Below are 11818 nucleotides of genomic sequence, written 5' to 3' on the forward strand. Positions count from 1 at the left end.
CCGCCAAGCTGTAAGCCTATCTGAGTACTCATTCCCACTAATATTTTGTTATAAATGTGGCTGTTTTACATCCACGGGGATGACCGAAGGACGTGTAAAAATATAGCTGAGTACGGCTGCCTCAGTTATCGCAACGGACCACACTACCCAAACAGGCGCGCTACTGAAACTCAAAGCCAGTAAACCAACACTCATACCAACCACAGCGCCAATCTTGCCTTTTATGGGGATCACCTGATGTTGCCGCCATGCAACCAGACTCGGGCCAAATTTGGGGTGGGTGAGCAGCCAATTTTCTAGCTTGGGAGATGAACGGGTAAAGCAAGCAAGAGCGAGAATAAAAAAGATGGTGGTAGGCATAACAGGCAGTGCCATGCCGATAAAGCCAAGACCAACAAAGACGATGCCAGCAACATGAAGCCAAAAACAACGATTGAATAAGGGGATTTTTTTACGCATAGGCATCCTCATATTTCGGGAGTGCTGAACTGACAGCGCATCACGATGACCTGAGCCAACATTGTTAACCAGAAGCCAATTATTAAAAGCATATCACAGCGGCTGAAATTCGCGAATTTTCAACTAAGCTAAAGCAAAGAGATTATCAGTCGGACGTCAGTGTTTAAAATAGCGAATCTGATCTCAGGTTAAATACAGGGAAGTGGTGCGACTGAAACGTTGAGGAGCAAAGTATGCAAGTAAATTTAGACCGTCTTAAGTCTACCTTATTTGCGCTCGCGGAGTTCGGCTATAACCATGAGGATAAGGGAATTTATCGCCAAGGTTTTAGTAATGAGGATTTTGCAGCGCGTAAATGGCTGATGGAATGTGCTCAAAGCGAAGGATTTGTGAGTCGCATGGATGGCGCTGGTAATGTGATTATTGAAATGACCAGCCCGGATATTGCAGCAAAACCCGCGGTGATCATCGGCTCTCATCTCGATAGCGTACCAGCAGGAGGTATGTTTGATGGAACCTTGGGCGTCATTGCGGGGTTTGAGTGTATTCGTATTTTAAAAGAGCACAATGTGCAATTAGATAGGCCGATTTGGGTCATCGGTACCAGTGAAGAAGAAGGGCGCTTTGGTGGCATGATCGGGGCGCAAGCGCTCACTGGAAAATTAACGCCTCACCAATTGCTCACAAGTCATGATGCGGATGGCTGTATGCTTAGCGATGCCATGCGTGCGCAAGGGTTAGACCCTATGGATGCACTGAATGCGAGGCTAGAACCTGAGCAAATAAATAGTTTTTTTGAATTACATATAGAGCAAGGGCCCGTACTTGATCAAAAAGGCATTCAAATTGGTGTGGTGGAAGGGATTTCAGGGGTATTTAAATGGATGGTGAAATTAATTGGGAAGGCCGACCACGCAGGTACAGCCCCCATGGAGATGCGCAGCGACGCCTTTATGGGGCTGGCTGATTTTGCTTACCAGTTAGATCGCATTATTGCAGAAGACGGTACGGATACCACGAGGATCACCGTCGGTAAGGCAGAATTAAAGCCGGGTTTTGCACATACGATTGCTGGAGAGGTGGATTTCACCATCGTCGCGCGTGATATGGACGAAACGGTGATGGAGAACCTTGAAATTGCCTGTCGAAAAGTGCTTTCAGCTATCGCTCGGAAACACCATTTAATGTTTGAATACGAGCAGGTGAGTTGGTTGTCTCCAATGAAGTGCACACCTGAGATGGTTGAATTTATTAGTCAACAGGCAGAGGCCTTGTCGCTGAATTATCAAATCATGCCAAGTGGTGCTGGTCACGATAGCCAATTTTTTTCAGAAGTGTGTCCCACGGGGCTGATATTTATTCCATCACTCAATGGCGTTAGCCATGCGCCAGACGAATGGAGTCATTGGCATGATGTTGAAGCAGGGAGTAATTTGCTGCTGCAATGTGTTCAAAAAAGAGCAATAGAAACAAAAGAATAAATGTAAGGCTGGGGTGAAATTGGGTGAGGCTTTACTAGACAAATTTGATCCTTGGGCTAGTCTTTGTTACTACTAGAATAATGTGGATAGCAAAACTTGCGGCGAATTCGGACTTGGATAACCGCAGTTAGGGATTATGAGGATGTGGATCGCCCGAGTAGTAACCTTAGTCTTACTTGCTGCAAGCTTTAATGGGCTTGCCGCCTCGCTGAGGGTGAGCGATGAGGTCGTGACTGCTGGGTTTATTACGCTACACATTGAGCGCACAGGTCCGCCTCTACAGCAATCAACACAGCTATCTATTCAACATCTTTCAGAACCTTACTCCCTCTCCCTTTCGCTTCAGCCGACTCAACAAGCGGTAACCATTAGTGGCTTGGCTGATGGTGATTATCTCGCAACCTTAGGTGAGCCCTCAGCTAACTCGGCACAAACGTCGGTCTCATTTACAGTCAAACATCATCAGTTAACGCTGGCGCTTGCACTGTTTGTATTGGGCTTGTGCTTATTTGTGCTGCTTGTAGGGATGATTGTGGTGGGTAATAAGCAAACGCACGATAAGGAAAGCGTATGATAAATGCTTCATTGGCGCTCGGTCTCGCCCTGGCGTTTGCTTTGCTATGGGTATTTTTTGGCTGGTGGATTGGCAGGCGCGTACAGTCGCATAATGAATTTGCGCTGGCCGGTAGAAATGTTGGGTTGGCCTTTGCTTGCGCCACTGCGATGGCAACTTGGGTCACCAGTAACACCACTTTAGTTGCGCCACAGCTCACTTATCAGTTTGGTATTTGGGGCATGATTGGCTACGCCTGTGCCGCATTCGGATTGCTGCTATTTGCGCCGCTTAGCCAACGCATCAAAACTTTACTGCCCCACGGCTACACCAGTGGCGACTTTATGCGGTTGCGGTTTGGGCGTTTCTCTTGGTGGGTCTTTTTGCTGATCTCTTTCGTGTATGCCATGAGTTGGCTCGTTAGCTTAGGCATGGCCGGTGGCATTTTGCTACACACCCTAAGTGGCTTAGATTATCACCTTGGTATGTCAATTATTCTGCTGATGTGTGTGGTCTACACGCTGTTTGGCGGTCTAAAAGCGGTGATCGCCACGGACTTTCTACAGGCCATTATTATTTTGGCAGGTGTCGTCGGAATTGCCATTGTTGTAGCGATGAATGTTGGGCTTGAACCAATTCATCAAAAACTCAGTAGCGACCACCCTAAACTACTCGACCTGCTTTTTCCTGCTGCTGTGATGTTTCTGTTCAACAATATCTTTTTTGGTTTAGGAGAGATTTTTCACAGCAACGTATGGTGGTCAAGAGCGTTTGCATTTAAAGGTGGAGTGGGCAAAAAGGCGTATTTTATCGCAGGTCTGCTGTGGCTACCGATCCCAATCGTGACAGGGTTTATTGCGCTGGCAGCGCCGAGTTTAGGTTTGTATCCCGCTAGCGCCGATATGGTGGGTCCCTTGGTTGCAAGTCAAGTGCTCGGCTATACCGGCTCGATCATTCTGTTCATTGTGGTGTTCTCAGCGCTGGCATCGAGTTTGGACTCCTTGCTCGCCGCAACGTCAGATCTCATCAATCAAGATATTTACCTGCAATACATCAAACCAAAGGCGAGCGATAGCGAGCGCTTAAAAAGTGCTAAGTGGATTATTGTCATCCTCGGCGTCGTGACTTGGCTCTTGTGTTTACCAAAAATCGCCACGCTGGGTGCCTTGTTGAACTTCGCTGGCGCTTTTGTCGCCAGCACTATTTGGCCTATCGTATTTGGTTTGTACTTTGCGCGAATGACGGGAAATAGCGCTGGCTGGGCTATGTTGCTTGGCACGCTATCAGGTTTGATTGGGTATTTTTATATTGGCTTTTATGTCGCCGCACTAGTTTCTTGTGCGGTGTCGTTATTAATTTGTGTGATTGCTTGGCGTTTTAGTCAGCAATCATTCCATTGGCAAGCGTTGGGCACGCAAAGCAAAGTGGAGGATGTATGATCTCATTGGGCGCATTTTCTAGTTTAGTTTGGCTGGCCATAGTGCTCAGTTGTTTATGTCCTGTTGTCCTTGTCGTTATGTTCCTTATTGATTTTAAAAAGAGGCAGTTATGGTAAGTGCGCAGCAAGTAGAGTTTAATCGAGCGCAGCCGGATGTTTACGGGGATGCACATCCCAAAGCATTACTCAGAGCGATACAAGAAGACGGTGACAGGCTGCATTGTTTGGAGAATAAGCACATTATCAGTGTCGACCATCTTGACCGAGATGTGCTGATCCAGTTGTTTCGCCTCGCCGCGAAGTATGAAAGTAATCCTGCAAGGTTCAGCTCGCCGCTTAGTGGCAAAATTTTGATCAGTGCGTTTTATGAACCCAGCACCCGCACCCGTCTGTCGTTTGAAAGTGCATGGCACCGCTTAGGGGGTGACATTATGTCGATCACCGATCGCTCCTCAACGGGCATCGCGAAAGGGGAGTCGTTGCAGGATGTCGCTGAGATGTTCAATAATTATGGCGATTGTGTCGTCTTACGCGACACCTCAGTGGAGTCTATTGAAGAGATGATCCACAGCCTACGCATTCCAATTATCAACGCTGGTAATGGCATTGATGAGCACCCAACACAAGCTATGTCCGATCTCTATACTATCTTCAAATGGCGGCCGTCGTTATTACTCCCTGACAGTGAAGCTTTTAGTCCTATAAAAATTGGCGTGATTGGTGTGCCGAGCCAAATGCGTACGGTGCGTAGCCTGTTGAAAATGTTTACGCATTTTCCGCGCATTGTGGACGAAATATTCCTGCTCTACGATGAGAGTGTCGAGGAAGCGGTGTCGAGCGAGCAATTAGCCCAGCTAGAGGAGGCGGGGGTTAAGGTATCTATCGGCCATGACTTGAACGCCGTTTTACCTGAGCTTGATGTGGTGTATATCAATTCCATTGCATGGGTTGGTGAAAGCTTCGAAACCTATGGAAAGTCATTTAAATTAAGTGCAGATTCCCCCTTTAAGCCCGATGCGATAGTGCTTCATCCTCTGGCTCGAGGTGAAGAGTTGTGCACCAGTTTAGATGCCACGCCACACAATTGGTATTTTAGTCAGGCACGTGGTGCCGTCTTTTTACGCCAAGCCTTATTGACCTGTATGGTGCAGCGCGCCAGTACTGTGATGGACGTGATTTAGGGAGATATTAACTGTGATGGACGTGATTTAGGGAGATATTATGTGCGGAATTGCTGGTATTTTTTCAACGCAAGCGCAAACACAAATAGATAATCAATTATTGGTAAACATGGCAGCCATTCAACATCATCGTGGTCCCGATGGTTTTGGCTATAAACAAATGGCTGGCGTGGGATTTAGTCACGCCAGACTATCGATAATCGACCTCGACGAGCAACGAGGTCGACAGCCCTTTATTAGTTCTGATAAGCGTCTAATGTTGGCGCACAATGGTGAGTTTTACGATTACGCGCGGATCCGAGCTGAACTAGTAGCAAAAGGGGCAAGGTTCCAAAGTAAGAGCGACTCAGAAATTGCTATGCACTTATATCAGCAGCTTGGTCTCGATGAGATGCTGACGCATTTGCGCGGTGAGTTTGCGTTTGCGTTGTATGACCAACAAACCGATACGTTGCACTTAGTGAGAGACCGCTTTGGTATTAAGCCTTTGTACTACACCCAAACAGAAGACGAAATTGTGTTTGGCTCAGAACTGAAGGTGCTGTTTGCCAACCCTAAAGTTAAGCGCCGATTCTCAAGTGAAGGCCTATTTCATCAACTGATCCAAGTCATGGTGCCCGGCAGCACGGCGTTTGCGAATGTACATCAAATCAAACCTGGACATGTTGTTAGCATCACCAGAAGCGAACAAGGTTTTAGCATTGAAGATAGACCTTATTGGGATGTTAACTTTCCAACGGCGCAATCGTATTTAAATAGCAAAGATGAAGCATACTACATTGATGGCGTGCGCAAACAGCTCCTAGAAGCGGTGCAGTTGAGACTCACCGCAGACGTTCCGGTAGGTTGTTACTTAAGTGGTGGCATAGACTCATGCGCCATTTTGGGTTTGTCTTCAGCTGCGGCACAAGCACCAATTAAGGCCTTTACCATTGGCTTTGATAGTGCAGAGTACGATGAAACGCCAATTGCAAAACAGATGGCACAAGCGACCAAGGCCGATCATCATATTATGTCGTTAAGTGGCGACGAGCTATATGGCCATTTTGAGCGAACTTTATGGCATACCGAACGAACCATTTATAACACGCTTGGTGTTGCTAAGTATTTGATGAGTAAGCAAGTTAACGAGTCTAATTATAAAGTTGTGATGACCGGAGAGGGCTCCGATGAACTTTTTGCGGGTTATCCCGCATTTAGAAAAGACCTGTTTTTATATGGCTTAGATGAACTTGATGACACCGAAAAAGCCCAGTGGCAAACCATGCTGGAAGACAGCAATAAATTATTTAAGGGCGCCATGCTTTCCCGTGAGCAATACGACAGTGCAGCGTTAGACGAAGTCGTAGGCTTTACGCCGAGCTGTTTACAGCCTTGGCTGTCGTGCAGTCACTTTGCCCATCAACTCGTTGCCGCCGAACACAGAGAGCTACTCACGGGTTATGATGCAGGCAAAGCAATCGCTGAGACTTTAGATGATGCCATGTTAGAGTCCCGTCATCCACTCGATAAAGCCCAGTATGTATGGATTAAAACCATGCTTGAGGGACAAATATTAACTTGGGGTGGAGATAGGGTCGATATGGCCAATTCGATGGAGGCAAGGCCTGCCTTTTTAGATCATCACCTCGCAGAGTTTGCCTTTACCATCCCCCCGCAATATCGCATTAAAGATCGTAAAGAAAAATACGTGTTACGCGAAGCGATGAAAGGGCTGCTGCCAGAAGTACTGTATGAACGAGAAAAGTTTGCTTTTATGGCACCACCGGCGCACTCAGATGAGAAAAAGTGGGCTGCAATGCGCGTGTTGGCTGATAAGTACTTGTCTAGACAAGCTGTAGAAGCCGCAGGTTTATTAGACTTTGAAGCGGTAAATGCGCTATTTGAGTTACATGATTCACCAGACGCCGATGATTCACTCAAAGTGCAACTAGATGCCGTGATCAATCATTTGCTTGGTGTGCAAATACTCCACAAACAATTTATCGCCGCAGATTTACCTCAATTTGCCGCCGCTGAAGCGGAACGCCTTGGTTGGAGGGCTGCCACAGAGTAAAGGCTGATCTTATTGGTATTACACAAAACAAGGAAATAAAAAGGCGATGCACCAACTAGCGCATCGCCTTTTTGATTTAATACCTAAGATTAATCCCTTAGATTAAAAGTAATAACCGAAGTTAATATTGAAGCGACACTCGCTTTCGTCACTATCGCCTGCGATTGAACCACCAATAAACGGCTGGTTTTTCGCATGAACTAGATCAACATAGGTGAAGAATGCACCCGCAGCGAGTGACACACCTGTGACATTCATCCAAGTGTCTTCGGAATTATCAGATTTGTCGTAAATAATACCGAAGTCGTTATAAAACTGCAGATCAGTAATTGGACCGAACTCAACTGGCAGATTGTACGCTACATTAAAGTTCGACATAGTGGCTTCTGCTGCGATGGAATCATAAAACGCATAAGCACCTACTGCCATACGGTTTACATCGTCAATATCGTACTGGTACTCACCGTGTTGTAGCTGTAAATTCCAAGGGCCAATGTTGCTATTTAAATGCAGTGCCCACGCGTTGTAATCACCTGCTCGGTCATTACCATCGTGAAGGCCACCGGCAAGACCAGAGACGCCAATTTCAGTTGTGCCACCATTGTGTTCAATATGATACGCGTAGCGACCAACAAAGGTGTTGTATTCCCCGATTGGTTGCGTTGGGTCATCATAAACGCCATCGCCCGCTTTACGGAAACCCACCACGTCATAAGAGTAGCGATCACTGCGGTCATCCACGTAACCATCGACACCACCTAGCTCATCGTTTTTGAAAAAACCAAGGTCAAGCTGCCAGTTGTCCGCCACTTTACGTTTAAATACCACCCCCATGTCGTGGTCGTCTTCAAGACCAATATAATAGGTGGTGTTAAAAAACCAGTTGTGCGAATTGTAAGGTGAGTTACCAAAAGGCACTTTAGTCATACCTACCTGAGCTTGCCAATGGTCGGCAAAGTCATAGTCGAGATAAGCGTATTTTACCGCAGTCATATAGTCGAAAAAGCGGATTTCGGCATTTAAGCCAAAGCCACCGACATTGCCAGAAAAGTTCAACCTGAAAATATCGAAGTCAAAATCACCGCCACGGTTCTTGTTGTCATCGTCATAAGACGTATGGCTGTAGTTTGTTCTGATCGCGCCACCGACTTTGATGGTTGGTTTTGTTTCAGCTGCTGCAACTTGAGTTTTAGTTTCAGCTTTTGCTTCGGCTTTTTCAGCCTTAGCGATTTTTTCCTGTTGTGCTCGCGCCTGCTCTTTTTGTTCTAGCTGCGTGAGTTTCTTCTGAAGTTCAGCCAATTGGCGCTTTAACGCGTCAATTTCTGAGTTTTCGGCAAGCACTGAATTAGAGCAAAGTGCTAGACCTAATCCGAGTGAGATGGTTGAAAGTTTTAACATAGTTGTCCCGTTGTTAAATGGTTGAGCGCAAAAACCTCTTACAAATTGTAGACCACCAAAGCTATCATTGCAGAAAGCAAATAAATTTTATGGTCCTTGATTGAATGATCCATAGTAACACTGTGGTCTATCTGACCTCAAAGTTACCCAACATTTAACCATACCTAAGATGAATATAAGACGAACAAGTGATCACATTTGTATGTAATTCTTGCCCAATAGCCTATCCCTCACTATATTTTTACTATCTGTGAAATGGTGTTTATTCATGAATATATCGCAAAAATTAAAGCTGTCTTTCGCAACGGCAATTGCGCTTCCTTTGTTAATCATTGCGGGGCTTATTATCAGTCAAACTCGGCAGCAGGGAATAGAGACCTTCTCGGAGCTCAGTGATCGAGAGGCGCTACAGGTTGAGAATGGTATACAGATGTTTTTTGATGAAATTGCAAAAAACGTAGACTATTTAGCAACCCATGCGCAGGTCTTGAGTGCGCAGCAAGACGTAAAAACTTATATGGATTCAACCAGCACCACTCGACTTAATTCCAAAGCTGGAAGCAAAACAGAGCAAGCAGCATATTCGTTATTTGAGCACTTTGGTAACACGCACCCCGGCATTGCCTATATCTACATGGGAAATCAGCAAGGTGGTTATATTCAATGGCCTCTAGGTGAAGTGAATGCAAACTATGACCCTAGACAGCGTCCTTGGTATCAAACAGGACAATCGGGAAATGGTGAGACGATCCGCACTAGTGCCTATTATTGGGCGCCGGATGATATGGTGATTGTGTCGACGGTAAAAGCGATAACTGCCAATGGTCAAACCGTGGGTGTCCAAGGTATGGATGTGTCACTACAAGGGTTGACCAAAATCATCCGCAATATCAAGTTGGGCGAGACTGGCTATTTGATGCTAGTGGAAGACACCGGAAATGTGTTGGTCGATGCCAAGTTCTCCGAACATAGATTTAAAAAGTTGGCAGACATTGCTAATGGCCGCTATCGTGAATTGGCTCAAAATAAGGATGGGTTATTTGAGCTCGAAATTAACGGGCAAGACTATTTTGCCAACATCTATACAGCACCCAAATTAGGCTGGAAGTTTATTGGTTTAGTTGAAAAAAGTGAGGTAATGGCTGCAGCCAATGCGATGACACTGACTATTTTGATTCTAAGTGCCATCCTGATCACCGTATTTTTGTTGTTAGCAAGTTATATTTCTAAGTTGATTTCAGCGCCCATTGTAGAAGTGAGTGATGGCTTAACTGAAATTTCGCAAGGCGGTGGTGATTTAACTCAGCGTTTAGACATTAAAGCTCAGGATGAAACGGGCAAACTGGCGACGAGCTTTAATTTGTTTTTAAATCTCATTGCTGAGTTGGTGACGCAAATTAATGAGTGTGCACAGCAAGTTAATGAAACCTCACGACAAACCGCTTCGCAGTCTGATCAGCTCACGGGCGCTACCAGTCAACAACAGCAAGCGCTTGAAATGGCTGCCACCGCAATTAATGAGATGGCGGCAACCGCAAACGAAGTGGCGGCAAGCTGCGCCAATGCGGCTGAGCTGGCAGGACAAACTCAGCAAGCATCTGAGCTGGGCCAAAGGGTGATCACAGAGTCTGTCGAGAGCGTCACAACATTATCTGAAGTGATCAACAAGGCAACCGCAGATATCATGCAGCTCGACACCGAAAGCGAAAATATTATGTCGATACTCAGCGTGATCCGAGGCATAGCTGAGCAAACCAATCTTTTGGCATTAAATGCCGCAATTGAGGCGGCACGGGCAGGTGAGCATGGCCGCGGTTTTGCTGTCGTGGCCGATGAAGTGCGAGCGTTGTCGCAGCGTACCTCTGAATCGACGGAAGAAATCGCTTCTCAGCTTGATAAGCTTAGAAAAATGACAGAAATGGTGTCGGGAGAAATGAAGCGCAGCCTAACGCGCACGGAGAAAACGGTTGAACTGACAAACTCAGCGCAACAACAATTTAGTGAAATTACCCAAGCGATTGTCAATATTAGCGACCTTAACACGCAAATTGCCACCGCAGCTGAAGAGCAGCAACATGTTGCTGAAGACATTAATCGTAACGTGGTGGAAATTAAAAATGCCGCGGATAGCGTGAGTGATATCGCTGTGAATACCAATCAAAATGGCGTGAGATTACATTCATTATCGAGCACGCTCACAGAGCTGGTGGGCAAATTTAAAGTATAGTTTTAGCCCAACCCTCAAGTTCTATAAACCGTGAGAGCAACACTCTCACGGTGCTACCGCATTGGTATAATTGAATAACTTTCAAATTGGATGGATAACAGTTTACTCGTAGTATTTAAGTGGTAAGGTAGGCATATCATTGAGTTGACGTAGGAATCACCATGGAATTATCACCTTCAGTTTCAATCGAGCGCACCGAGTCCGGACTTGAGTATATTTGGGTCGACAGTGCATTTTGCCAAGCGAAGATTTTTTTACAGGGCGCGCAACTTACCGAGTTTACACCAGCAGGAAAAGGCAATTTAATTTGGGTTTCTGAGGCGGAAGATTACCTTGAAGGCAAACCGGTACGTGGTGGTATTCCAATCTGTTGGCCTTGGTTTGGCGTTCATAGCAAAGCGGATTGGCCAATTCATGGGGTTGCTCGCAAGCTACTTTGGCGCGCGCACAGCGTTGAAGAAAAAAGCGATGAAATTACCGTTAAGCTCACACTACCGATGACTTTAGTTGAAGCGCAATACTGGCCACACACGTCACAATTAGAGGTCGAGTTTGTGTTATCAGACAAGCTTGAAGTGCGACTGACGAATACCAATACTGGTGATGCGCCATTTACGTTAACGCAAGCCCTACATACGTATTTCCCAACGCCAGAAGTAAGTAATACCACGGTAGACGGGTTACAAGGCGCGAAATATATCGAGTTTGATGAAGGTCCATTTGAGCAAACCGAAGTGGTTGGCTTTGCCCGCGAAACCGATATGGTATACACCCAAGCAAGCCCAGTACAAACCATCAACACGCCTGCGGGCATTATTGAAGTAAAACGTGAAAACTCAACTTCTTGTGTGCTTTGGAATCCATGGATTGAAAAATCACAGCGTTTAAGCAACTTTAATGATGATGAATACCACAAGATGTTGTGCTTAGAAGCTTGTAACGTAATGGACGATGCCGTGCAACTTGCACCGGGTGAAAGCCATACCCTAAGTACTATCATCCGTTGGTTATAATTTCATATTCGC

The 11818-nt window shown here is 46.0% G+C and carries 9 protein-coding genes; 7 read left to right on the forward strand and 2 right to left on the reverse strand.

Annotated elements, in window-relative coordinates; translation table 11 throughout:
* Positions 1-48: 48 nt before the first annotated feature.
* Positions 49-459 carry a YbaN family protein gene (locus NO992_RS09695; protein ID WP_349194606.1) on the reverse strand — a complete coding sequence of 137 codons (411 nt, stop codon included), beginning with the start codon at positions 457-459 and terminating at the stop codon, positions 49-51.
* Between the two features lie 233 nt (positions 460-692).
* Here NO992_RS09695 and NO992_RS09700 point away from each other — a divergent pair, with 233 nt between their 5' ends.
* The 5 genes from NO992_RS09700 (at position 693) to asnB (ending at position 7168) form a co-directional block, all read left to right on the forward strand.
* Positions 693-1940: a Zn-dependent hydrolase gene (locus tag NO992_RS09700; RefSeq protein WP_371376517.1), complete on the forward strand. Its 1248-nt coding sequence runs from the start codon at positions 693-695 to the stop codon at positions 1938-1940.
* Positions 1941-2082: 142 nt separating this feature from the next.
* Positions 2083-2514, forward strand: coding sequence for a hypothetical protein (locus tag NO992_RS09705; RefSeq protein ID WP_010376563.1), 432 nt, complete (start codon positions 2083-2085; stop codon positions 2512-2514).
* Positions 2511-3932: a sodium:solute symporter family protein gene (locus tag NO992_RS09710; protein WP_174170204.1), complete on the forward strand. Its 1422-nt coding sequence runs from the start codon at positions 2511-2513 to the stop codon at positions 3930-3932. Before NO992_RS09705 ends, NO992_RS09710 begins: the two co-directional genes overlap by 4 nt.
* Before the next feature lie 109 nt (positions 3933-4041).
* Entirely contained in the window at positions 4042-5112 is a 1071-nt protein-coding gene (locus NO992_RS09715) for an aspartate carbamoyltransferase (RefSeq protein ID WP_010376561.1), read from the forward strand.
* Between the two features lie 40 nt (positions 5113-5152).
* Positions 5153-7168, forward strand: coding sequence for an asparagine synthase (glutamine-hydrolyzing) (asnB, locus tag NO992_RS09720; protein ID WP_371376521.1), 2016 nt, complete (start codon positions 5153-5155; stop codon positions 7166-7168).
* Between the two features lie 102 nt (positions 7169-7270).
* Here asnB and NO992_RS09725 read toward each other — a convergent pair whose 3' ends face one another.
* Entirely contained in the window at positions 7271-8566 is a 1296-nt protein-coding gene (locus NO992_RS09725) for a porin (RefSeq protein ID WP_371376524.1), read from the reverse strand.
* Between the two features lie 268 nt (positions 8567-8834).
* Here NO992_RS09725 and NO992_RS09730 point away from each other — a divergent pair, with 268 nt between their 5' ends.
* Together NO992_RS09730 and NO992_RS09735 are read left to right on the forward strand one after the other, a co-directional pair.
* Positions 8835-10793 carry a methyl-accepting chemotaxis protein gene (locus NO992_RS09730; RefSeq protein ID WP_371376527.1) on the forward strand — a complete coding sequence of 653 codons (1959 nt, stop codon included), beginning with the start codon at positions 8835-8837 and terminating at the stop codon, positions 10791-10793.
* Positions 10794-10954: 161 nt separating this feature from the next.
* Positions 10955-11806 carry a D-hexose-6-phosphate mutarotase gene (locus NO992_RS09735; RefSeq protein WP_010376554.1) on the forward strand — a complete coding sequence of 284 codons (852 nt, stop codon included), beginning with the start codon at positions 10955-10957 and terminating at the stop codon, positions 11804-11806.
* The last annotated feature ends 12 nt before the right edge of the window (positions 11807-11818 follow it).

Source organism: Pseudoalteromonas sp. DY56-GL79, assembly GCF_041414765.1.
GTDB lineage: Bacteria > Pseudomonadota > Gammaproteobacteria > Enterobacterales > Alteromonadaceae > Pseudoalteromonas > Pseudoalteromonas piscicida.